Raw genomic sequence first — 23,738 nt, forward strand, 5'->3', positions numbered from 1 at the left:
CGCTGAACGCCCGCCGTGCCCGGCGGTGGTCGGGTCCGGCCGTCAGGGGCGGGTCCGGGGGCGGGGGCGGGCGGTGGGGATCGGTTGCGGTGCGGCGCCGGGGACGACGGTGTTGGCGGTCGAGCCGATGCCTTGGACGGTGAGCACGACGGTGTCGCCGACCTTCAGTGGTGCGGGCTGCTGAGCCCCGTTGCGGCCCCAGAGTTCGGCGAGGCAGCCGCCGTTGCCCATGGTGCCGGAGCCGAGCACGTCGCCGGGGCGGACGGTGGTGCCGCGCGAGGCGTAGGCGACCAGGTCCTCGAAGGTCCAGCCCATGTTGGAGAGCAGGTCGGTGCCGACCACCGTGCCGTTGACGCTCGCGGTGAGGGCGAGCCGCAGGAAGCCGTCCTCGTCGCGGTGCGGTTCGAGTTCGTCGGCGGTGACCAGCCAGGGGCCGAGGGTGGTGGCGGTGTCCTTGCCCTTGCACGGGCCGAGGCCGACCTGCATCTCGGCGGCTTGCAGGTCGCGGGCCGACCAGTCGTTGAAGACGGTGTAGCCGATGATGTGGTCGCGGGCCTGCTCAGGGGTGAGGTCGCTGCCTTCGAGGCCGATGACGGCGGCGACCTCGAGTTCGAAGTCGAGGGCCTGCGAGCCGGGCGGCACCGGCACGTCGTCGTGGGCGCCGATCACCGCGTAGGGGTTGGTGAAGTAGAACGTCGGCGCGGCGTACCACTGTTCGGGGACGCCCGCGACGCCGCTGACGCTGCGCCGCACGCCTTCGACGTGCTCCTCGAAGGCGACGAAGTCGCGAACGGTGGGCGGCTGGAGGGGCGGCAGCAGCCGGACCTCGTCTACGGCCGGGCCGGGCGGGCCGGCCAGGGCGGTGCGGCCGGCGGCGTGCAGGGCGTCGGCGCCGGAGCGGATCAGGTCGAGCAGGTCGGTGCCGTCCGGCAGCGGGTGCAGGCGGTCGTCGTCGGCGGCGAGCGCGCCGCAGCGGCGGCGGCCCTCGTGCTCGTAGGTGGCGAAGCGCATGGCGTGGTCCCCTCGGACCGGGGACGCGGCGCGGTGTCAGGGCTGGATGAGTGCCGTGCCGCGTCCCCGGGGTTGGTCGGTGATCGGGCGTCAAAGCCTTTATGTCACACGGGCGGTGCGACGAAGACGCCGCGGTCGACGTCGTTGAAGGACTCCTTGGCGACGATCTCGCTCATCGGGTTGGCGGTGCCCCACTGGTCGGTGACCTCGGGCTGCGAGAAGTCGTAGACGTGCGGGTGCCAGGTGTCCTCGTCCAGCGACTCCAGCTCGGTGGTGTACTCCACCGTGTTGCCGTGCGGGTCGAGGAAGTACGAGAAGGTGTTGTTGCCCGCCAGGTGCCGGCCGGGGCCCCAGATCTTGCGGACGCCCGCCCGCAGCACCCGGCCGGTGCCGTACATGTACTCGTCCAGGCCGCGCAGTTCGAACGAGACGTGGTGCAGCGAGGTGTGCGGGCCCTTGGCGAGAGCCATCGAGTGGTGCTGGTTGCTGATCCGCAGGAAGTGCATCACCTCGCCCAGGTGCGGGGAGCTGAGCGTGTCGGAGAGCCGGAAGCCGAGGTGCTGCTCGTACCAGAGGCGGGTGCGGTCCAGGTCGGGCGAGTTGAGGACGACGTGGGAGAGCCGGACGGGGATCGACTCCTGGGCCTCGATCCGGCGGTGCTGCCGGGCGGCGACGTCGGCGGAGACCTCGATCGTGCGGCCGTCGCAGTCGAAGAAGCGGAAGCCGTAGCCGCCGCCGGGGGTGTCGACGCCGCCCGGCTGGGTGATCAACTGGACGCCCTGGCCGAGGAGTTGCTCGGCGAGGGTGTCGACGTCGGCGGGGGTGGCGGCGCCGTAGGAGACCAGGTCGAGGCGCTTCTCCTCCGCCCGGCGCAGGCGCACCACGTACTGCTCGGGCGAGCCCTCGGCGGCCAGGAAGGAGATCCCGCTGTCGGAGGCGGTCTCGGTCAGGCCCCAGACGCCGGAGTAGAAGTCGAGCTGCTTCTCGAAGTCGGGCACGGCGAGGTCGACGTGCCGCAGGTGGGTGAGCAGGCGGTTCATGGGTGGTCCTCCTCGGTGGGGGGCGTCAAAGTCCCAGCAGGGCAACGGCGTTGGCGCCGCGGACGGCGGCCAGCTCGGCATCGGGGAGTTCGGCCGCGGCGAGGGCGGCGAGCGGGTCCTCGGTGCCCATGTCGAACGGGAAGTCGGAGCCGAGCAGCACCCGGTCGGCTCCGGCGGCCCGGACCAACTCCCTCAGCACGCAAGGGTCGTGGACCAGCGAGTCGAAGTACAGCCGGCGTAGGTAGGAGCTGGGTTCGTGCGCGCAGCCGCGGGCGTCGGGGCGGGCGCGCCAGGCGTGGTCGGAGCGGCCGATGTGGGTGGGCAGGTAGCCGCCGCCGTGCGCGGCGAGGATCTTCAGGGCGGGGTGGCGGTCGAGGACGCCGGAGAAGATCAGGTGGGAGAGGGCGACGGCGTTCTCGGTGGGCTGGCCGACGGTGTTGGACAGGTACCAGCGGTCGAGGCGCTCGTCGAGGGTGCAGCCGAAGGGGTGCAGGAACAGCACCGCGCCGGTCTCGGCGGCCCGGGCCCAGAACGGTTCGAGGGCCGGGTCGGAGAGTTCCACTCCGGGTGCGTGGCTGGAGAGTTCGACGCCGAGCAGGCCGAGGGACAGCGCGTGGTCGAGGGCTTCGACGGCCAGGTGCGGGTGCTGGAGCGGGGCCAGGCCGAGGCCGCGCAGCCGGTCGGGGGCGGCGGCGCAGTGCGCGGCGGTGGCGGTGTGCGCCGCCACCCAGAGCTGACGGGCCGTCAACTCGTGGGCCCAGTAGTGGTAGTGGGAGGGCGACGGGGAGACCAGTTGCACGTCGACACCCTGGGCGTCCATGGCGGCGAGCCGGGCGGCCGGGTCGGTGAGCAGCGGGATCCGGGCGGCGACCATCGGGCCGTTGACGGACAGCGCCTTGGGGCCGTTGCGGCGGGCGTCCAGTGCCTTGGCGTGCGCGAGGCCGGGCTGTCCGGCGACCAGGGCCTCGACCTCGGGCAGCAGCAGGTGGGCGTGGACATCGACGGTCTTGTGGGTCAAGGGAGTTCCTTCAGGACGGCGGTGGTGCGGGCCATCAGGCCGGGGACGTCGGCATCGCGGACGCCGTCCATCAGCCACTGGCCCAACCGGCAGGAGTTCTCCACCACCATCCGCACCCGCGGCAGCCGGCGGGCGTGGTAGTCGAGCAGCAGTTGTTCGCTGAACTCCTCGTCCCCGGCGAGGAGTTCGGCGAGGACGAGGGCGTCCTCCAGGGACATCGCGGCGCCCTGGGCGAGGGTGGGCGGGCAGGCGTGGGCGGCGTCGCCGACCAGCACCACGCGGCCCCGGTGCCACGGGCCTTCGACCAAGTGCCGGTCGAACCAGGTGTAGTTGACCTGCGCCGGGTCGGTGATGGACGCGGCGATCTGCTCCCAGTGGCCGCCGTACCCGGCCGCGAGGCGGCGCATCTCCTCGGCGTAGGCGGCGGGGTCGATGGTGGCGCGGTCGCGCTTGGGCTCGACCAGGTAGGCGTAGACGGTGTCGGGGCCGGTCGGGCAGTACCCGGCGATGTACGCGGGGCCGCCGTAGCTCAGGTCGGTGCGCTCCACGCCGGCGGGACGCGGGGCGGGGGTGCGCCAGATCGCCATACCGGTCGGCTCGGGGCGCTCGGTGATGCCGATCATCGCGCGGGTCGCGGAGGAGATGCCGTCCGCGCCGACCACCAGGTCGTAGCGGCCCGAACTCCCGTCGGAGAACTCGGCGTTCACGCCGTCGGCGTCGCCGTGCAGGGCGGTGGCGGTGATGCCGAGCCGGACGTGCGCGCCGGACGCCCGGACCGCGTCGATCAGGATCTCCTGCAGCCGGGGGCGCTGCATGCCGACGGTGGCGGGCAGGTCCTCGCCGCCGGTGCGCACGTCGCGGGCGACGTGCAGCACGGTGCCGTCGGGCGCGGTGAGGCCGACCGAGTCGAACGCGAAGCCGGACTCGCAGACCTGCGGCCAGATGCCGATCTCGCGCAGAGCGCGAAGTGCGTTGCCCTGCAAGGTGATTCCGGAGCCGGAGACGTTCCAGTCGGGTGTGGCCTCGATCAGGTCGACGGCGATGTCGGCCCGGCGCAGCAGCACGGTGAGGCCGTTGCCGGCGGTGCCGCCGCCGATCACCAGGACCGAACGGACGCTGGGGGTGGTCATGGGGGGTGCTCCCTGGCGGGTGGGCCGCGCCTCGTCGCGCGGCGAACGGGGGGAGGAGAAGGAATGGGTCCGGTCAACGGCGGTCCGGGTGGCGGGCGGGCCGAACCGGCCGGGCGGGGAGGCTACTTGACGGCGATCGGGTTGACCGGGGAGCCGACCGCGCCGGTGATCGGCAGCGGGGCGGCGGTCAGCCAGAACTCGTACACGCCGTCGGCGGCACAGTGCGCGGCGAGGGCGTCCGGGTCCCACATCTCGCCGATCAGCAGGCCGAGGTGGGGGATGGCGACCTGGTGCAGCGGCTGGAAGGCGTGGTCGAACTCGTTGGGGCGGACCTCGAAGCCCCAGGTGTCGGTGGCGATCGCGGCGATCTCGCTGCGGTGCAGCCACCCGGCGGTGGTGAACGACAGGCCGGGCGCCGCTCCGCCCGCGTACTCGCCCCAGCCCTCGCGCCGCGCCCGGCTGAGCTGCCCGGTGCGGACCACGACGAGGTCGCCGCGGCCGACGGCCGAACTCGGGCCCTGGGCCTCGACGGTGGCGCGCAGGTGCGCCTCGGTGACCGCGAAGCCGTCGGGCAGTTCGCCGTCGGTGCCGACCGCCCGGCCGACGTCCAGGAGCACGCCGCGTCCGGCGATCTGGTGGGCCATGTGCTCGATGCCGGTGACCTGGTCGCCCGCGGCGGTGACGGTGGTGGCGGCGTCGCGGCCGTTCCACGCCCTGCCGTGGTCGAAGATGTGGCCGAGGCCGTCCCACTGGGTGGAGCACTGCAGCGGCATCGCGATCACGTCGTCCGCGCCGCCGATGCCGTGCGGGAATCCCTGCAGTCCGGCGGCCGCGTCGGTGCCGGTGTCGAGCATGGTGTGCACGGGGTTGGTGCGCCGCCGCCAGCCGCGCTGCGGGCCGTCCATGTCGAAGCGCTGGGAGAGCGAGAAGCTGACGCCCTGCCGGATCAGCCCGGCGGCGGCCCTGCGCTCGTCCTCGCCGAGGAAGTTGAGGGTGCCGAGCCGGTCGTCGGCGCCCCAGCGGCCCCAGTTGGAGTACGCCTTCGCGGCCGCGGCTATCGCGCCCTCGGGATCGGAGCGGTCCAGGTCGGAGCGGTCCAGGTCGGTGCGGTCCAGGTCGTTCACGCCGACTCCCTTACGCAGCGGGTGCGTTGGGCGCCGAGGCCGGTGATGGCGCCGTCCATGACGTCGCCGTCGGCGAGGAAGCGGCCCCAGTGCATGCCGTTGCCGGCCGGGCTGCCGGTGAGGACCACGTCGCCGGGCAGCAGCCGGGTGGTCTGCGAGGCGTAGGAGACCATCCGCGCCACGTCGAAGAGCATGTCGGCGGTGGACTCGTCCTGCATGGTCTCGCCGTTGAGCTTGAGCGTGACCCGCAGGTCGGCGGGGTCGCCGACGAACGCGGCGGGCACCAGGTAGGGGCCGAGCGGGGTGAAGCCGGGGGCGTTCTTGCAGCGCAGCCAGTCGGTGCCGATCTCCGGCATGTCGCGGCGGAAGACCAGTTCGCGGGCGGTCAGGTCGTTGGCGATGGTGTACGCGGCGACGTGCCCGAGCGCCTGCTCGGGGGTGACCCGGTAGGCGGGGGCGCCGATCACGGCGGCGAGCTCCAACTCCCAGTCCGGCTTGGTGCACCAGTGCGGCAGCAGCACGTCGTCGTAGGGGCCGGTGATCGAGGACGGCAGGCCGATGAACACGTACGGCTGGTCCTCGGCGGCCCGGCGGTCCATCATCGCGCCGATCTCGGCGCGGGCCTGCTCGACGGGGCGCGGGTCGTCGGCGGGGCGGTGCGCGACCGCCAGGTCGATCACGTGCTGCCGGTAGTTGGCGCCGGACTGCAGCAACTGCCGGGGCTCGACCGGGGCGAGGGTGCGCAGCTCCTCGACGGGGCGCCGGGCGCCGTCCGTCCGGGCCGCCAGGCCGTGCAGGACGGGCAGCGCCTCGTCCCAGCGCTCCAGCAGGTCGCGGGTGGTGGCGGGGCGGCCGAGGGCGGGGTGGTCGCGGAGGTCCAGGACCCGGCCGTCGGCGACCAGGCCGGGGAAGGGCGCGCCGCCGCCGTCGGCGAAGGTGCCGAGGGCGAAGGGGCCGCAGGGTCGCGCCGGTGTTGCCACGAGGTCTCCTCTCGATGCGTTGCGACTAATCTGGCCCCGGCACGGCAATCATGGAAATCGATTGTGCTGATGACAGGCATCCACCGGACGGATAAGGCGGGGCGGCCCCCGATGAACCTCGCGACCCTCGACCTCAACCTGGTCCCCGCCCTGCGCGCCCTGCTGGAGGAACGCAACGTCACCCGGGCCGGAGCGCGCGTCGGGCTCAGCCAGCCCGCGATGAGCGCCGCCCTGGCCCGCCTGCGCAAGCACTTCGGCGACCAACTGCTCACCCGCTCCGGCAACAGCTACACCCTGACCCCGCTCGGCGCCGCGCTGCTCACCATGACCGGCCCCGCCTGCGACCTGCTGGAACGGGTCTTCACCTGCCAGGCGTCCTTCGACCCGGCCACCGCCGAGCGCGAGTTCACCCTGCTCTCCTCCGACTACGCCGCCGCCGTCTTCGGCACCGGCCTCGCCCGCGCCCTGCACGCCGAGGCCCCCGGCATCCGGCTGCGCTTCCAGCAGGTCGGCCCCACCCTGGTCGACTCCATCACCGACTTCCTCGGCGCCGCCGACGGGCTCCTGCTGCCGCACGGCGTGATCACCGGCTACCCCTTCCTCGACCTGTACACCGACCGCTGGGTCTGTCTGGTCGCCGACGACCACCCCGAGGTCGCCGACGCCCTGTCCCTGGACGACCTGTCCCGCCTCCCCTGGGCCGTCTACCAGCGCACCCACGACACCCCCGCCACCCGCCAACTCGCCCTGCTCGGCGTCGAACCGCGGGTGGAGGTCTCCGTCGGGACCTTCCAGCTGCTGCCCGCCATGGTGGCCGGCACCCGCCGGATCGCCCTGATCCAGGAACGCCTCGCCACCCTCCTCGTCCCGCACGGCGGCGTCCGCACCCTCCCCTGCCCGTTCGACCCCGTCCCCCTCACCGAGGCCCTGTGGTGGCACCCCGCCCACGCCCAGGACGCCGCCCACCAGTGGCTGCGCGGGACCGCCGCCCGGGTCGGCGCCGGACTCCAGCAGCCGGGGAGTCAACTGCCGGACGTCTGACGGGCGTTCGACCGTCGGATGCCTGACGGACGTTCACCCGACCGTCCGGTCCTGCTCGGCAACCGGCGACAGCACCGGCGACAGCACCGGACGGCTCTGCCACGGCCCTGTCCGTGCACCGTCCCGGGTTCTCAGCGGGTGATCGAGATGGCGAAGGGGGTGAAGCCGCTGGCTCGGATGACGTGGGGGACGAACAGGATGGCGGCCTCGGTGGCGCGGGCGGTCCGGATCCCGCCGAGGTCCGTGATCCATTCCTGCTGCCAGCCGAGGTCGGTGAGCAGTTCGCGGACGGCCTGCTTGGCCTGCGGGTCCTCGCCGGACAGGAAGGCGGTCGGCGCCTGGGCGAGGGCGGCGGGCGCGGTCATCACGGGGAAGAGCATGGTGTTGAGGGTCTTGACGACGTGCGTTTCGGGGAGCGCTTCCTGGAGTTGCTCGGCCAGGCTGGAGCCGGGGTAGATCAGGTCGGCGGGCAGTCCGTCCGGTCCGTCGAGGGTGGCGTTGGAGACGTCAACGAGGATCTTGCCCCGCAGTTCGTCGCGCAGGGCGGTGAGGCGCTCCAGCGAGCCGGCGCCGGGGGTGGCGTTGATGACGATCCGTGCCGCGGCGGCGGCCTCGGCGGCGGCGCCCGGCGTGCGGTCCACCGCCGTGACGTGGTGACCGGCGCGGGTGAGGGCCTGGGCGAGGTTGCCGCCGACGCGGCCGTTTCCGAGGACTGCGATGGTGGTCATGGCGTTCCGTTCCTTGGGCAGGTGGGTGCGGGTGGGTGATGGGTGGTCAGCGGGAGAGCGTGGTGACGGCCTGGGCGTGGACGCCGGGCGCGGCAGCCAGGAAGCTCTCGCTCTTCGGGGTCCAGGGGCGGCCGTCGGTGTCGGTGATCCGTCCGCCGGCCTCGGTGACGAGCAGCGCGCCGGGCAGCAGGTCCGCGCGGGCGCCGGCGAACTGCCAGAAGGCGTCGAGCCGGCCGGCGGCCACGTTCAGCAGGTGCAGGGTCGCGGGCACGGCGACACGCACGACGAGCGCGTCAAGGAGCATCGCGGTGATCGAGGAGCCGATGCGCCGCACGACGTCCTCGTCCTCGTCGGGCCGGGCCTGGCTGGTGGCGACCAGGCCCAGGCCGAGGTCCGCGGTCGGGGAGACGTGCAGCGGGCGGCCGTCGAGGCGGGCGCCCGCACCGGCCAGCGCCGTGTAGGTCTCGCCGGTCAGCGGCAGGTGGACCGCGGTGAGCTGCGGCCGGTTGTCCCGCACGAGAGTGGCGGTCACCGCCCACTCGGGCAGGGCGTGCAGGTGGTTGACGTTGCCCTCGGCCGGATCCACGACCCACCACTCACCCGGTGGCAGCGCCCCACCGTCCAGCTCGTCCTCCACCCAGCCCGCGCCCGGGCGCAGGCCCGTCAGCCGGGGGCGCAGGACGGCCAGGGCCGCGTCGTCGTTGGCGGCGAGCGCACCCATCAACTCCTCACGGGTCCGGTAAGCGGCCACCTCCCCGAAACGCTCCCGCAGCACCGAGCCCGCCGCACGCACGGCATCGGCGGTCAGGTCGAGCAGATCGGCGTCGGACACAGAGTCGGCGGTCACAGCGATGTCGGCCGTCTGAACCGATTCGGACATGGTGGAACTCCCTTGCAGGTGAAGGAGGTTGGAGAATCCCGGGCCGGGAGGACGTTCTGTCCGGCGCCGTGGTGACGACGTTATCCACCCCCGGCATTACCATCAAATGCATGTCAGGAACGGCTGGGATTACTCCCACGCAACTGGATTTGAACCTGCTCACCGTGCTCGACGCGCTGCTGGAGGAGGGCAGCGTGGCCGGGCGGCCGCCCGGCTGCACGTGACCGCCCCCGCGATGAGCCGGAGCCCGGGCCGGATCCGGCGCACCACCGGGGACCGGATCCTGGTACGCGCCGGCCGCCCCATGACCCCGACGCCGTACGCGATCGCCGTCCGCGGGCAGGCGCCGGGCGTGCGACTGCGCTTCGTCGCGGAATCGAGCACCGCAATCCCCGAACTACGCTGCGGCGAGGTCGACTTGGCGGCGAACGCCAACCGCCCGGGCGCGCCCGACATCCGCGCCGAGCAGGTGGGCGAGACCCGCCTCGTCGCCGTCGTGCGGCGGGGACACCCCTCACCCGGGACCCGGACCGTCACCGCGCAGCAGAACGCCGCGGCCGAGCACCTCACCGTCTCGCGGCGCGGGAACCTCGGCAACGCCCTCGACGACGTCCTCGCACGCCTGGGCCTCGCCCGCCGCGCGGTGGCGGCCGTCCCCACCGAAGCGGCCGCGCCGGAGTTCGCTCGCGGCACCGACCTCCTGGTCACCGTTCCCGAGATCACCGCACGCGCCGCGGCCGCCGGCCCCGGCCCGGCCGTACTGCCCCTGTCGCTCGAACTCCCCCGGCGCCGGTGTACCTTTCGTGGCACCAGCGCTACGACACCGACCACGCCCACGCCTGGCTCCGTGCGTCGGCGCGAACCGCACTGGCCGCCCGCGGGGCTTCGTAGCCGGTCACCGTACGCCCGCGCGCGGCCGCGGCCTCGCCCGTGGCCGCGCCTTCGGCGGCGAGCGTCCGCGTCCGCGCGCAGGAAGGGTTGACACTGCGCGCGGGGTACTGGAAGCTCCCCTTGGCCGACGCCGGGGAATTCACCTCGGTGATCTTTTTTGGCGATTGATTGTTAGCGCTAACAGTGAATCGCCGGACCCACCGCCGAAAGGGGGCCGACATGCGGACCTGAGCTCCGGAACCGGCCACCGGCAGACTCTGCGGGCCGCCCCGAGGCGCCGCACGGCCGTGCAGCGGGCGAGGAGCCGGTCGCCCCGCCCACCTCTTCCGGCGCCCACCGGAGATCCGGCTCGAATTCGCCGCCACCGGCCGATCGGCAATCCGACCGGGAATCCGACCGGAATGACCGGCGCGCAGCCTCCCCCCGTTTCCCGCTCGGCAATTCCGCTCCCCGATCGGACCTTCCGGCGCCCCGCCCCGCCCCGCACCCACGGGACCATCCACCGGCACACGTTTGTCATGCACAAAAAGAAGCCGCGCACGCGTGCCGAGCCGCACGGAACAGCCACCACTCCCACCACTCCCCCAGGAGGCGACCCCATGCTCCACGCGAACCCGCCCGCCACCCGGCCACCGGCGCGCGCACGACTGCGCAGGGCGCTCGCCTGCGCGTTCTCGGCCCTGCTCCTGTCGCTGGCGGTCCCGCTGCTCTCCCTGGGCGCGGCCGCGCCGGCCGCGGCCCTGGGCAACGGCACGGCGGCCACGCCGCCGATGGGCTTCAACGACTGGAACGCCTACGGCTGCAACGTCTCCGAGTCGCTGATCAAGAGCACGGCGCTGGCCATGCACGACAACGGCATGCAGAGCGCCGGGTACCAGTACGTCAACATCGACGACTGCTGGATGACCCGCACCCGGGGCTCCGACGGACGCCTGGTCCCCGATCCGGCCAAGTTCCCGGACGGGATCAAGGGCACCGCCGACTACGTCCACTCGCTGGGGCTGAAGCTGGGCATCTACGAGGACGCCGGGCTGCAGACCTGCGCCGGCTTCCCGGGCAGCCTGGGCCACGAGACCACGGACGCGCAGACCTTCGCCGCCTGGGGCGTGGACTACCTGAAGTACGACAACTGCTACGCCGGGCCGGGCTGCGCGCTGAACTCCTGCCCCAACGGCAGCAAGGCCCCCGCGCAGACCCGCTACACCACGATGCGCGACGCCCTGGCCGCGACGGGGCGGCCCATCCTGTTCAGCCTGTGCAACTGGGGCGAGGACAGCGTGTGGACCTGGGGCGCCGGCGTCGGCAACAGCTGGCGCACCACCGGTGACATCAACGCGAGTTACTCCAGCATGCTGTCGATCTTCCACAGCAACGTGAAGCTGGCGGCCTACGCCGGTCCCGGCCACTGGAACGACCCGGACATGCTGGAGGTCGGCAACGGCCCGCTCACCGACACCGAGAGCCGCTCGGAGTTCACCCTGTGGGCGGAGATGGCCGCTCCGCTGATCGCCGGCACCAACATCGCCTCGGCCAGTGCGAACACCCTGTCCACGCTCACCAACGCCCGGGTGATCGCGGTGGACCAGGACCCGCTGGGCAAGCAGGGCACCCTGGTCTCCTCCGTCGGCGGTCTCGACGTGCTGGCCAAGCCGCTGGCCAACGGCGACGTCTCCGTGGTCCTGTTCAACGAGACCGGGTCGACCGCGACGATCAGCACCTCCGCCGCCGCGATCGGCAAGACCGGGGCCGCGAGCTACGGCCTCACCGACCTGTGGTCCGGCGCGACCTCGACCACCACGGGCACCATCAGCGCCGCCGTCCCGGCCCACGGCACCACCGTGTTCCGGGTCAGCGGCGGCACCAGCGGCGGAGCGGCCACCAGCGGACCGGTGCGCGCCGTGGGCGCGAACAAGTGCCTGGACGTGCCGAACTCGACCACCACCGCAGGCACCCAGGTGCAGATCTGGGACTGCAACAACCAGGCCAACCAGCAGTGGACGCACACCGCCTCCAACCAGCTGACCGTCTCCTCCGGCGGCACGCAGATGTGCCTCGACGCGTACGACAACCAGACCGCGCCCGGCACCAAGGTGGAGATCTGGACCTGCAACAACCAGACGAACCAGCAGTGGAAGGTGAACGCCGACGGCACGATCACCAGCGTCCAGTCCGGACTCTGCCTCGACGTCACCGGGAGGTCCACCGCCAACGGCGCCCTGATCGACCTGTGGACCTGCAACGGCCAGAGCAACCAGCAGTGGACCCTGTGAGGTCCCCGCGGCGGCCCGGCGCGCATCCCGGGCCCACCGCCGCCCTCACCCCCGCCCCCCGTCCCACGCCCACCCGACCAGCCGCAGGGAGCCCCCATGCGTGACAGCCGCCGTCCGGACCACCCGACGCCCGCACCCCCGCCCCCGCCCCCGCTCCGCGCCCGACTCCGCACGCTGGTCCGCGCGTTCGCCACGGTCCTGCTGGTCGTCGGCACCGTGACCGGAACGGGAGGACTCGCCACCACCGCGCAGGCCGCCACCAGCGGCCCCTGCGACCTCTACGCGGCGGGCGGCACGCCCTGCGTCGCCGCGCACTCCACCACCCGCGCGCTCTACGCGGCGTACGGCGGCGCGCTCTACCAGGTCCGCCGGGCCTCGGACGGCAGGACCCAGAACATCGCCCCCCTCGCCGCCGGGGGCGTCGCCGACGCGGCCGCCCAGGACGCCTTCTGCGCCGGCACCGCGTGCGTGGTCACGATCGTCTTCGACCAGTCCGGACACGGCAACGACCTCGCCTACCAGGGCCCCGGCGGCGCCGGCGGCAGCGACACCCCGGCCAGCGCGACCAGCGAGGCCCTCAGCCTCGGCGGCGCCAAGGCGTACTCGCTCTACATCAACCCCGGGAACAGCTACTGGCACGACGGGTCCTCCTCCGGGATGCCGCTGGGCAGCGCCCCCCAGGGCGCGTACATGGTGACCAGCGGGACGCACGTCAACGGCGGCTGCTGCTTCGACTACGGGAACAGCGAGACCGACCGCAAGGCGGACGGTGCGGGCGCCATGAACGCCATCTACTTCGGCACCAGTTGCTGGTTCGGCGGCTGCTCCGGGACCGGCCCGTGGGTGCAGGCCGACCTCGAGTACGGCCTGTACTCCGGCGGCAGCCAGTCCTGGAACCAGAACCAGCGGGCCTTCACCAGCCGCTACGTCACCGCGATGCTGAAGAACAACGGCACCACCCGCTTCGCGCTGAAGGGAGGCGACGCCCAGTCCGGCGGCCTCACCACGCTCTGGAACGGCGCGCTCCCGCCCGGTTACAGCCCGATGAAGCAGCAGGGCGCCGTCATCCTCGGCAGCGGCGGCGACTGCTGCAACGGCAACACCAACCAGAGCCTGGGGACCTTCTACGAGGGCGCCGTGGTCAGCGGCTACCCGTCCGACGCCACCGACGACGCCGTCCAGGCCAACATCGCCGCAGCGGGCTACAGCACCGGCACCGGGACCGGCACCACGACCGGCCCGCTGCACGCCGTCGGCGCCGGAAAGTGCCTGGACGTTCCCAACTCCAGTACCACCGGCGGCACCCAGACCCAGATCTACTCCTGCTCCGGCGGGGCGAACCAGACCTGGACCGCCACCTCCTCGGGCCAGCTGACGGTGTACTCCGGCAGCACCCGGCTGTGCCTCGACGCCAACGACAAGGGCACCGCCAACGGCACCAAGGCGATCGTCTGGCCCTGCAACGGACAGCCCAACCAGCAGTGGGTCCGCAACGCCAACGGCACCATCACCGGCGCCCAGTCCGGACTCTGCCTGGACGTCAGCGGAGCGTCGACGGCGAACGGCGCCCCGGTCCAGTTGTGGGCCTGCAACGGCCAGGGCAACCAGCAGTGGAAACTCGGATGACCCCCGCCTGAAAGGCCCCCGAGCGGCCTCCGCCACGGGCGCCCCGCGCGTTCCCGCGTTCCCGCGCGCGCTCACCGTGCCGCCGCGGGTTCCCGGGCACGGTGGGCGCGGCGGTAGGCCAGGGGCGACAGGCCCACGTACGCGTGGAAGTGCTTGCGCAGGGCGACAGGGTCGCCGAAGCCGCAGAGGGCGGCGACCCGCGCGACGGTCAGGTCGGTGGACTCCAGCAGCAGGCGTGCGTGGGCCAGCCGCCGCTGCGCCAGCCACTTCAGCGGGCTGCTGCCCACTTCGCTGCGGAACCGCCGGGTGAAGGTGCGCACGCTCATGTGCGCGTGCCGGGCCATGTCCTCCAGCGTGACCGGCTCGGCCAACCGGTCCACCGCCCACTGCCGCGTCGCCGACGTGGAGCGGTCGGTGTCCGGCGGGACCGGGTGCTCGATGAACTGCGCCTGCCCGCCCTCGCGCCACGGCGCCACCACGCAGCGCCGCGCGGCCGCCGAGGCCACCGCCGCCCCGTGGTCCAGACGGACCAGGTGCAGGCACAGGTCGATGCCGGCCGCTCCGCCCGCGGACGTCAGGATGCGTCCGTTGTCGACGAACAGCACGTCCGGATCGACCTCGACCTCGGGGAACAGCCGTGCCAGCGCGTCGCACAGCGCCCAGTGCGTGGTGGCCCGCCGACCGTCGAGCAGACCGGCCGCCGCGAGCAGGAAGGCCGAGGTGCACAGGCTGACGATGCGGGTCCGCGGCCCGATCCGGCCCAGCGCCGCGGCGAGTTCCCCGGGGAGCGTGCCGGTCGCCAGCAGGTGCCCGTCCGGCTCCTGGGTGGCGAGCACCACGGTGTCCGCGCTCTCCAGCACCGACTCGTCGTGGTCGACGACGATCCGGTAGTCCTCGTGCGTGCGGACCGGCCGGCCCCCGAGGGAGCAGGTGGTGACGGAGTACAGGCGGGTCCCGTCCGGTTCGCACGCCTCGTTGAACACCCGGGCCGGGATGCCCAGGTCCAGTGGCAGGACTCCGTCCAGGGCGAGAACGACGACACGGTGCGGCATGGCCGGAATGGTACGACAGGTGGCCTTCCGGCCACTCACCCGCCGCCGCGGACGCACGCCAGTCTTTCTTCCGTCGGGGCCGCAGCTCCGACGGAAGGAGGACCGGAACGGACATGAGCGAGGACGACATGAGCAAGCGCACCATGCGGGCTGTCACCGTGCGGGAGTTCGGCGGACCGGAGGTGCTGGCCGTCGAGGAGGTCGCGCGCCCCGAGCCCCTGCCGACCGAGGTGCTGGTGCGCGTGCACGCCGCCGGCGTCAACCCGGTGGACTGGAAGACCCGCGAGGGCCAGGGCATGGCGAGGCTGCAGGCGTTCCCGCCGGCCCTGGGCTGGGACGTCTCCGGCGTCGTCGAGGAGGTCGGCTTCGGCGTCACCACGCTCGCGCCCGGCGACGAGGTGTACGGGATGCCGTGGTTCCCGCGCGCCGCGAACGCCTACGCGGAGTACGTGACCGCACCGGCCCGCCAGTGGGCCCGCAAGCCGGCCACCCTCGACCACGCGCACGCGGCCGCCGTGCCGCTGGCGGCGCTGACCGCGTGGCAGACCGTGGTCGACACCGCCCGCGTGCGGGCAGGTCAGCGCGTCCTGATCACGGCCGCCGCGGGCGGGGTGGGCCACTTCGCGGTCCAGTTCGCCCGGCACCTGGGCGCCCACGTGATCGCCGTCGCCGGCGCCGCCCGCCACCCCTGGCTCAGGGGACTCGGCGCCGCCGAGACCATCGACTACACCACCACCCGCTTCGAGGACGCCGCCGCCGACGTCGACGTCGTCATCGACCTGGTGGGCGACGCGCACGACCGGACCGCCACCCGCTCGCTGGAGGTCCTGCGCCCGGGCGGCCTGCTGGTGGCCGTCCCGGCCGGCGTCTCCCCGGAACTGGCCCGGGCCGCCGAGTCCGCCGGCGTGCGGGTCACCCCGTACCTGGTCGAGCCGGACGGCGCGGCACTGGCCACGATCGCCGGCCTGATCGACGCCGGTGAAGTGGACGTCGAGGTGGAGGAGACCTTCCCGCTGGAACAGGTCGCCGCGGCACACACCCGCGTCGAGACCGGCCGCACCCGCGGCAAGATCGTCCTGACCGTCACCGACTGACCGCCTTCGGGAGGAGCACGGAGCAGCAGCATGTACTACGAGATCCGCCACTACCGGGCCCGGCCCGGACGCCGCGAGGAGTGGGTGCGCTACATGGAGGACGTGGTCATCCCGTTCCAGGCTTCGCTGGGCATGGATGTGACCGCCTCCTTCGTCGACGCCCAGGACGAGGACGGCTACGTGTGGATGCGCCGGTTCGAGGACGAGGCCCAGAGCGAGGCCCTGTACACGGCCGTCTACCAGCACGACCGCTGGAAGAACGAGATCGGCCCGGCCGTCCGCGGCCTGCTGATCCCCGAGGAGTCCGTCGTCACCCGCGCGGTCCCCACCCCGGCTTCGCCCCTGCGGTGACCCGGTCCCGGCCGCTGCCCGTCACCACCACTCACCACCCGCCCACCCGTTCCCCCACTCCGGCGAAGGAACCCCCACGAGCTCCGACGCCCTGCGGAAGTCGACCCTCGCCTCGTCGGTCGCCCAGGTGGTTTCGTTTGGATCAGCGGGCGTGAGATGGAAGGCGAGTGAGCAGCAGCCGTTGGCGCCGAGGCGAGCTGGTCGGGACAGTGGTCAGGGCGGTCGGGTATCGGAGGGAGGTGCTTGGATGACCGCATGTCCGTTTCCCAACTGATCAGCCGACTGCCAGACCTCCCGGCGGTCCTGGACCGCTGCCGCGCCATGGCAATGCTGGACGCCGTCCTCAGCCCGATCTGGGCAAACCGGTACTACTCGTGCGACTCCCGTTGGGCACCCGGCGAGGTGATGGCCTCGATGCGGGACGGCTACGGCAACGCGTACCGGATCGTCTTCTCCGCTGGGGGCGCCTTCGCCACCGGGTTCGACCACGAGTCCGCACTGAGCCCCTACCTACAGTTCCCGGAGCAAGCTTGGCCCGGGCTGTTCGACGGGGTACCGGAGGCGTTCCAGGCGCAGCTGGCGGAGCCCGCCTTCTGCGACGAGGACGGCGTGCCGGAGGCCACGACGTGCTTCTGGCGCGAGGCCACTGACTCGACTTGGCGCACCGGGAACCCCGCACCCGACCCGGACGGCCACGAGGACGATGGTGGCGCCGCCTGGCTGTTCGACGTGCTGCTGGACGGCAGCCCCGAGGCTTACCGAAGCTTCGCCGAGAAGTACTACGAGGCGGACGTCGACCTCGACGCCGTCCGCCACGTGTACGCCCTGCGTCCGCTCACCCAGGAAGTCGTGCACGCATTGAACCCGCAGCTGGAACTTGCTGCCCTCGCCGGGGACGTCGCGGAAATCGGTTACCCGTCTGGCAGCTGAGCTCCCGAAATATCGCGAACAACGCCGGTGCCGCCGGACCGCCCAGTTAGGTAGTTCCACTTAGATCTGCTGCTCGTTGGTCTGGGTGTGTCGTTGACTGACGCGCAGTGGGCGCGGATTGAGCCGTTGCTGCCGGACCGGACGCCGAGACGCGGTGGCCGGTGGCGTGATCACCGTGAGGTGATCGACGCGATCGCGTTCAAGTTCCAGACCGGTTCGCAGTGGGTGTACCTGCCGGAGAAGTACGGCAACTGGCAGGGCGTCTACAACCGGCTACGGATGTGGGCCGTCGACGGCACGTGGGAGCGGGTGTTCACCGCTCTCATGGCCCAGGCGGACGCCGTTGAGGACCTCGACTGGGCGGTGTCGGTGGACTCCACGATCGTTCGCGCGCACCAGCACGCGGCCGGGGCCCGTAAAAGGGGCCCCCGTCCGGCGAGCCCGCCGACCACGCCATCGGACGCTCCCGCGGCGGGCTGACCACGAAGATCCACCTCGCCGCGGACGGCCGGTGCCGACCGTTGGCCTTCGTGCTGACCGCGGGCCAGGCCGGCTGCGCTCCCGTCTTCACCGCGGTGATGGCCCGCCTGCGCGTCCCCCGGCCGCGCGGACGGCCGCGCACCAGGCCCGACGTGGTCCTGGCCGACAAGGCGTACTCCTCACGCGCCATTCGCGAGCACCTGCGCGCACGCGGGATCCGCATGGCGATCCCGGTCCCAGCGGACCAACGGGCGAACCGGCTGCGGCGCGGCAGCCGTGGAGGTAGGCCGCCCTCCTTCGACCTCGAGGCCTACAGGCAGCGCAACACCGTCGAGCGGTGCATCAACCGCCTCAAACAGTGGCGCGGCATTGCTACCCGCTACGAGAAGACCGCCACCATCTACCTGGCCGGACTCCACATCGCAGGCATCTTCCTCTGGTCCGCCCGCTGATCCAAACGAAACTGCCTAGGTCGCCCGCCGGCGCACTCATCACGGCGGTACGCGCCGCCGCTGCCCGGATCGGATTCCCGGCCACCATCGCGGTTACCGACCAGGGGCCCCACCTGAAGGCGTTCGACCAGGCCGACGACGCTCCCTTCCTCACCCGCCGAGGAAGCCCTGACCGCCGTCGGGTTCGAGCTGCCGGGTCCCTGACCGACCACCGGAGCGCCGGTGGTCCGCTCGAACACCACGGCCAACCGTTTCCGGCGCAGGCAGAACCGCGCCGTCCGGACGGCCTCCCGACAGCTGTCGAGAGGCCGTCCCGGCCTGCCGTAACAGGAGGCCGACTACTGCAGACAGCGGGCACCGTGGGCGGCGATCGAGTCGCCACACCAGGCGAACGACGCCTTCAGGATGCACAGTTGGGTGGCGAAGTCGACGTGGGCTCGGCCAGCGCGTGCACCGTTGAGCCCACCCCTGGCCGCGTTTGCCCACAAAACACCAGTTTCGCGACGCCGCGCACGGGGCGCACGGCTACACGCAAGCGACACTCCTATGCGCTCCCTGTGATCTGCGATCAAGCTCCGATTTCCTCTCCTCCTCTCAACAAAGCTCGTACTCTGGTGCGTTCGCCTACCGACCAGGCGGGCTCACGAAGAGGATCGGACCAGAGGGGTAGCAAAGTGAACGGCACCGCCACTCGCGCGCGTGAGGAGGCCGTGGCCTCCCAGGCTCAGCGATGGGCCGACGAACTCATTGATCTCGGACCGCGCAACACACTGCTGCACTTCAAGGACACGAAGACTGGCAGTCTCGACCTGACCGCCACCTCCGTCGAGCAGCAGCACGCGCTACTGACTGGCCGAAAGGTCCGGCTTGCGAGCCTCGTCCCCGATCCGTCCGATCACAAATCCGCCTGCCTTCGCGCACGCTACCTGCGGCGCCGGATCCTGGAGTTGGACGAGGAACAGGGTGTCGAGGCGGGTCGCCTGGCCTGCGGGCTGCTGAACGTGGACCCGCCGAAGACACGTGGCACAACCATCGTCCTCCCGCTACGCGCCCCCCTCGTACTGCTTCCCCTGACGATCCAGCCGCGCACGGCCACCGAGAGTGACTTCGTCCTCCAGGTCGACGGCGAGCCGGAGATCAATCCGGTCCTGCTGTACGCGCTGAACCGCCAGTACGGCTTGGACACCGACCTCGACCAACTGGCCGACCAGGCGTCCGCCACGCTTGAGGAACAGACGGATCCGGGTACCCGGGTACGTGCTGTGTACGACCTCCTCGCCAAGGCCCTTCGCCGGAGCGGGCTGTCCGGGTCGTTCGAGGAACGCCTTGTGGTCGGGGCCTTCAGTTTCGACCGGCTGCCCATGGTCAACGACCTGAAGAAATCTGCCCCATTGCTCGCCGAACACCCCGTCATCGCCGCCATCGCCGGTGACAGCAAGGCGGCGCACTCGTTGCTGGAGGACGTGGGGGATCCTCCCGCGGGGGGCGAGATCCCACCACGGCAGGAGTTCCTCGTCCACGATGCCGACGACTCTCAGCAACAGGCGATCCGCGCCGTACTAGCCGGCCGACATGTGGTCATTGAGGGTCCTCCCGGAACGGGGAAGAGCCAGACCATCGCCAACCTCATCGCCGCGTTGGCTGCTGAGGGACAACGCATCCTCTTCGTCGCGGAGAAGCGTGCCGCAATCGAGGCCGTTACCGACCGACTCGCCCAGGTCGACCTCGATGGACTCGTTCTCGATCTCCATGGGAACAAGCTGAACCGTCGCCAACTGGCCCAACAGCTTCTTGAGACCCTCGACCGGTCCGGCCAGGAGCCGCCGCCGCGCCCTGAGCAGTTGCACGCTTCACTCGAGCACTTCCGTGGTCAGACCGGCCGTCACGTCGCCGAGTTCCACCAGCCTCGGTCCCCCTGGGGAGTCAGCGCTTACCAGGTCATGGCTGCGCTATCGGGAATTCCGCCCGAGCGCCAGACACGCTGGCGTCTGCGCGGCGGTGTCTTGAAGCAACTGGACCTGGCTTCACGGCAACAGGTGGAGCAGGACTTGCACAAATTCGTCAGCCGGAAGGGACTGCAGATTCGGCGCGGCCAGTCTCCCTGGGCTCGCACCCGCGTACGGGACGTCGCGGAACTCCGTCCGGTCCTGGAACGACTCGACCAGTTGGCGGGCACGGCGTTCCTGGACACCCGCCGGGAGATCGAGGCGCTCATCACCGCAGCAGGGTTGTGCCAGGCACAGGATGTCCACGGCTGGCAGCAGCTACTGGATCTCTTGCAGGCCGTGTCCGGCACCTTCGAAGAGTTCACCCCGGAGGTCTTCGGACCGCAGCTCGACCGGCTCGTCGCCGCTACCGCTGACCGGGCTTGGCGCAAGCAGCATGGGCAGTCCATCGGCTGGTGGCAGCGACGTTCCTTGGTCCGTGAGGCCGCGGCCATCCATCGGGACGGACTGCGCGACCGCAAGGTTCTCCACACTCGGCTGCTCCAGGCCCAGGAGCAACGAACCCGTTGGCAGAACGTGTCGGTGAACGGCGCACCGCCTTCCGCAGTCCCCGAGCTCGGCACCGCCCTGAAGGACTTCATCGAGCTTCGCGACCGGCTCGCCGCAGTGGCCCTCTGTGCGGGTGTCGACGACTGGGCGAAGAAGCCTGCCGATGAGGTAGCCGAGATCGTACGAGAACTCGACGCCGACCGCGGAACGCTGTACCAGATGCCCGAACTCAACCAACTGACCGACCGTCTGGAGGCTGCCGGTCTTGGCCCGCTGCTTGACGAGGTGGCTCAGAGCCTCCCTGTGCCAGAGGCGGTGGTCGATCGGTTCCAGTACGCCTGGTGGTCATCCGTTCTCGACGAGATCAAGATGCATTCCCAGCACGTTCGCACCTTCACCGGGCGGGAACACGACCACGCCGTCACACAGTTCCGCCGCGCCGACAGCGACCACATGACCGCCAATGCCGGTCGCGTGCGCTACTCCGTGGCGGCCCGGCTGCGCAAGACCCGCGATACCCACCGTGACCAGAACGCCGTAGTCCGCGACCAGGCCGCTCGCAAGACGCGCCACCTGCCCCTGCGCAAACTGGTCGCCAAGGCCCCCGACGTGCTGTTGGCAGCCAAACCCTGTTGGGCCATGTCGCCGCTCGTGGTCAGCCGGGTACTACCGGCCACCCGGCTGTTCGACGTGGTGGTCTTCGACGAGGCCAGCCAGATCTTGCCGCACGACGCCATGACGTCGATCATGCGGGGTCGCCAGGTCGTCGTCGCGGGCGACCGGAACCAGTTGCCGCCCACCTCGTTCTTCAGCCGCGTGCTGAGCGGCACGGACAGCCAGGAGGACACTGACGACGAGGACGGGAACGATCCTGGCGTCTTCGAATCGCTCCTGGATTTGCTCAGCAGTCGGCTGCCCCACGTCCACACCCTCCGCTGGCACTACCGGAGCAGTGACGAGAGGCTGATCGCCTTCTCCAACCGCGAGATCTACCGCGACCAGCTCGTCACGTTCCCCGGGACCGCCGTCGAAAGTCCGATCCGTCTGGAGGTCGTCGACGGGCACGCGCTGCCCGGCCAGGACGGATCCGCACCTCAAGAGGTCGAGCGAGTGGTGGAGTTGGCCCTCGACCATGCCTCCCGCACCCCCGACCTCAGTCTCGGCATCATCACCATGGGCCAACGGCACGCCGACCGCATCGATCTCGCCCTGCGCAGAGCCCTCGAAGCTCAGCCGGACCTGCAGGACTACTTCAGCCCCGAGGCGGGCCCCGGCCGCCGCTTCTTCATCAAGAACCTCGAACGCGTGCAGGGTGACGAACGCGACGCCATCATCCTCAGCATCGGATACGCCAAGGCCGCCAACGGCCGGCTTGCCCAACGCTTCGGGCCGCTCAACAACGAAGGCGGAGAGCGTCGGCTCAACGTCGCCATCACACGTGCACGCAACTGCATGACAGTCGTCAGCTCGTTCTCCCACCACGACTTCGGCCCGCGTGCCGAAACGAAGAACCGCGGCCCTGAACTGCTGCGCCTCTTCCTCGAGTACTGCTCTGTCCAGGGGGACCTCACCCGGTCGGGTGGACGCCAGGAAACGTACGAGCTGAACCCTTTCGAACAGCAGGTGCTGGAGGCGCTGCGGTCCTCAGGCGTTCCCGCCGTCCCACAATGGGGTGTCTCCGGCTACCGCATCGACTTCGCGCTGGCTCATCCCGAACGGCCCGGCCAGATGCTGCTCGCCGTGGAGACGGACGGCGACCGCTACCACCGCACAGCAAGCGCACGAGACCGTGACCGGCTCCGCCAGGCGCACCTGGAACGGCTCGGATGGCAGTTCCACCGGATCTGGGCCGCGGACTGGTTCGCCGCCCCCCAGGCCGAGACGGCCCGACTTGTCGGTGTCTGGCAGGACGTCGTCCGTGCGGCCGACGATCCGCCCAACCGCACAGCACCTCAGGCCTCGGTCCCCGCTCCGCGCCGGGCAGAAGAGGCGTCGACGCGGCGAGGACACAGACCGCCGTTGACGCCCGGTGGCAGCATCGGCACCTACTCCGACACGGATCTCCGGGCGCTCGCCGGCTGGATTCTCAGCGACGGCTACCAACTCGACCGTGACGCCCGGATCGGTCAGGCCATGGCCGAACTCGGCTTCCAGAAGCGAGGACGGGTCATCGTCGAACGCCTCAACCAGGCCTTCGATCACTCTCAACAGTTCGCAGACAAGGAGCACATCTGATGGCCCCGCTCGACCCCATGACCATCCAACGCATCGCGCGACTCGTCGTGGACGTGGACGGCCCCTTCGAACGCCCCGGTTACCAGCTCGCCGAGCTGCTGAAACGAGCGGCATGGCCGGTATCCGTCGAGTACGACGGCACGGCGCGGGTGTCCTGGCTGACCGACACGATCATGGACTCGGCCGGTGACGAAGCCGCCGTCAGCCGCCTCCTGGGCCGTATCTGCGATCCGCTGGAGTACGACGACGGCATGGCGTCCGCCGATCTACTCCGGCAGGGTCTCAACCAGGTCCTCGCCGCAGAGCAACTGTCGATCACTTACGTTGGCGGCCGCCCGATGGTGGGCGCACTCGGCCAGGACGGCCGGTCGACCACCTTCAGTCCGCCCGAGGACTTGGAAGCGCGAGTCCGACGACTGGCCAGCAGTGACGAAATCACGCGTCAGCTGATGCAGCGGGTGAACGAGACCCGTATCTGCGCGGACAACGGAGCACACGTTTTCGCTCTCATCGGCATCGGAAGCTTCACCGAAGGTCTCCTGCTCGATGTACTGATCAAACGCGACCCGGGCCTGGCCCAGGGGTTCCCGAATCCCAACGGAGGAAGGCCGGTGCTGGCGGCCAAGGCCGGCCTGGCACTACTACTGGACACCGCCCGGTCCCGGGGTTGGATTCAGGTCGACGCTCACGACTTCATGAAAATCGTCCGCGAGTACCGCAACTTCGTCCACCTTCGTCAACAGCGGGAACGCGGGATCGATCCCGATCACGACACTGTCATGATGTGCTGGGGACCGGTCCTCGCCGTCCTTAACGATCTTGAGTCGAGTCGCCTGGACTGACCACTACCCGGCGTATCGCGCCTGGTGGACAGCGATGAGGTCACAACACCAACCGCACGACGTCTCCT

Annotated in this window: 18 protein-coding genes and 1 pseudogene; 10 read left to right on the forward strand and 9 right to left on the reverse strand. The window is 71.3% G+C overall.

Annotated elements, in window-relative coordinates; translation table 11 throughout:
- Positions 1 to 42: 42 nt before the first annotated feature.
- From OU787_RS00990 to OU787_RS01015, 6 genes are all read right to left on the reverse strand, one after another.
- Entirely contained in the window at positions 43 to 1,011 is a 969-nt protein-coding gene (locus OU787_RS00990) for a fumarylacetoacetate hydrolase family protein (RefSeq protein ID WP_268658190.1), read from the reverse strand.
- Between the two features lie 104 nt (positions 1,012 to 1,115).
- A complete protein-coding gene (locus tag OU787_RS00995; protein ID WP_030462569.1) occupies positions 1,116 to 2,051 on the reverse strand; it encodes a VOC family protein in 936 nt (311 codons plus the stop codon).
- 25 nt (positions 2,052 to 2,076) lie between these two features.
- Positions 2,077 to 3,069 (reverse strand): amidohydrolase family protein, encoded by a 993-nt coding sequence (locus OU787_RS01000; RefSeq protein WP_268658191.1) that lies wholly within the window; start codon positions 3,067 to 3,069, stop codon positions 2,077 to 2,079.
- Entirely contained in the window at positions 3,066 to 4,199 is a 1,134-nt protein-coding gene (locus OU787_RS01005; protein ID WP_268658192.1) for an FAD-dependent oxidoreductase, read from the reverse strand. Before OU787_RS01005 ends, OU787_RS01000 begins: the two co-directional genes overlap by 4 nt.
- 122 nt (positions 4,200 to 4,321) lie before the next feature.
- Complete coding sequence (locus tag OU787_RS01010) at positions 4,322 to 5,323, reverse strand: cyclase family protein (protein ID WP_268658193.1); 1,002 nt, start codon at positions 5,321 to 5,323, stop codon at positions 4,322 to 4,324.
- Entirely contained in the window at positions 5,320 to 6,303 is a 984-nt protein-coding gene (locus OU787_RS01015) for a fumarylacetoacetate hydrolase family protein (protein WP_268658194.1), read from the reverse strand. The genes OU787_RS01010 and OU787_RS01015 overlap by 4 nt, the downstream gene beginning before the upstream one ends.
- A 111-nt stretch (positions 6,304 to 6,414) precedes the next feature.
- Here OU787_RS01015 and OU787_RS01020 point away from each other — a divergent pair, with 111 nt between their 5' ends.
- The gene (locus OU787_RS01020) at positions 6,415 to 7,344 is read left to right on the forward strand and encodes a LysR family transcriptional regulator (protein WP_268658195.1); all 930 of its coding nucleotides are present in this window, start codon (positions 6,415 to 6,417) and stop codon (positions 7,342 to 7,344) included.
- Between the two features lie 131 nt (positions 7,345 to 7,475).
- Here the strand turns inward: OU787_RS01020 and OU787_RS01025 are convergent, their stop codons facing one another.
- Both OU787_RS01025 and OU787_RS01030 read right to left on the reverse strand, forming a co-directional pair.
- A complete protein-coding gene (locus OU787_RS01025) occupies positions 7,476 to 8,072 on the reverse strand; it encodes an NADPH-dependent F420 reductase (protein ID WP_442788397.1) in 597 nt (198 codons plus the stop codon).
- Between the two features lie 46 nt (positions 8,073 to 8,118).
- Positions 8,119 to 8,952 carry an inositol monophosphatase family protein gene (locus OU787_RS01030; protein WP_030462562.1) on the reverse strand — a complete coding sequence of 278 codons (834 nt, stop codon included), beginning with the start codon at positions 8,950 to 8,952 and terminating at the stop codon, positions 8,119 to 8,121.
- Positions 8,953 to 9,062: 110 nt separating this feature from the next.
- Here OU787_RS01030 and OU787_RS01035 point away from each other — a divergent pair.
- The 3 genes and pseudogenes from OU787_RS01035 (at position 9,063) to OU787_RS01045 (ending at position 13,739) form a co-directional block, all read left to right on the forward strand.
- Positions 9,063 to 9,843 (forward strand): annotated as a pseudogene (locus tag OU787_RS01035) (LysR family transcriptional regulator).
- Between the two features lie 599 nt (positions 9,844 to 10,442).
- The gene (locus tag OU787_RS01040; protein WP_268658196.1) at positions 10,443 to 12,113 is read left to right on the forward strand and encodes a glycoside hydrolase family 27 protein; all 1,671 of its coding nucleotides are present in this window, start codon (positions 10,443 to 10,445) and stop codon (positions 12,111 to 12,113) included.
- Positions 12,114 to 12,209: 96 nt separating this feature from the next.
- On the forward strand, positions 12,210 to 13,739 hold the full coding sequence (locus OU787_RS01045) for an arabinofuranosidase catalytic domain-containing protein (RefSeq protein WP_268658197.1): 1,530 nt from the start codon (positions 12,210 to 12,212) through the stop codon (positions 13,737 to 13,739).
- Between the two features lie 71 nt (positions 13,740 to 13,810).
- On the opposite strand, the gene OU787_RS01050 is transcribed toward OU787_RS01045, so the two are convergent.
- Positions 13,811 to 14,791 (reverse strand): GlxA family transcriptional regulator, encoded by a 981-nt coding sequence (locus OU787_RS01050; protein ID WP_268658198.1) that lies wholly within the window; start codon positions 14,789 to 14,791, stop codon positions 13,811 to 13,813.
- A 128-nt stretch (positions 14,792 to 14,919) separates the two neighbouring features.
- Here OU787_RS01050 and OU787_RS01055 point away from each other — a divergent pair, with 128 nt between their 5' ends.
- From OU787_RS01055 to OU787_RS01080, 6 genes are all read left to right on the forward strand, one after another.
- Positions 14,920 to 15,885 (forward strand): NADP-dependent oxidoreductase, encoded by a 966-nt coding sequence (locus OU787_RS01055; protein WP_268661778.1) that lies wholly within the window; start codon positions 14,920 to 14,922, stop codon positions 15,883 to 15,885.
- A 30-nt stretch (positions 15,886 to 15,915) separates the two neighbouring features.
- Positions 15,916 to 16,236, forward strand: coding sequence for an NIPSNAP family protein (locus OU787_RS01060; RefSeq protein WP_268658199.1), 321 nt, complete (start codon positions 15,916 to 15,918; stop codon positions 16,234 to 16,236).
- A 255-nt stretch (positions 16,237 to 16,491) separates the two neighbouring features.
- Complete coding sequence (locus OU787_RS01065) at positions 16,492 to 17,166, forward strand: hypothetical protein (RefSeq protein ID WP_268658200.1); 675 nt, start codon at positions 16,492 to 16,494, stop codon at positions 17,164 to 17,166.
- A 69-nt stretch (positions 17,167 to 17,235) separates the two neighbouring features.
- A protein-coding gene (locus OU787_RS01070; RefSeq protein ID WP_442788618.1) for an IS5 family transposase occupies positions 17,236 to 18,098 on the forward strand; the annotation gives its coding sequence in 2 pieces (ribosomal slippage) (positions 17,236 to 17,607 and positions 17,610 to 18,098; 861 coding nt in all).
- Between the two features lie 674 nt (positions 18,099 to 18,772).
- Positions 18,773 to 22,828: an AAA domain-containing protein gene (locus tag OU787_RS01075; protein WP_268658201.1), complete on the forward strand. Its 4,056-nt coding sequence runs from the start codon at positions 18,773 to 18,775 to the stop codon at positions 22,826 to 22,828.
- On the forward strand, positions 22,828 to 23,670 hold the full coding sequence (locus OU787_RS01080) for a hypothetical protein (RefSeq protein ID WP_268658202.1): 843 nt from the start codon (positions 22,828 to 22,830) through the stop codon (positions 23,668 to 23,670). The genes OU787_RS01075 and OU787_RS01080 overlap by 1 nt, the downstream gene beginning before the upstream one ends.
- Positions 23,671 to 23,738: the final 68 nt, after the last annotated feature.

The organism is Kitasatospora sp. YST-16, from assembly GCF_026802215.1.
GTDB lineage: Bacteria > Actinomycetota > Actinomycetes > Streptomycetales > Streptomycetaceae > Kitasatospora > Kitasatospora cineracea.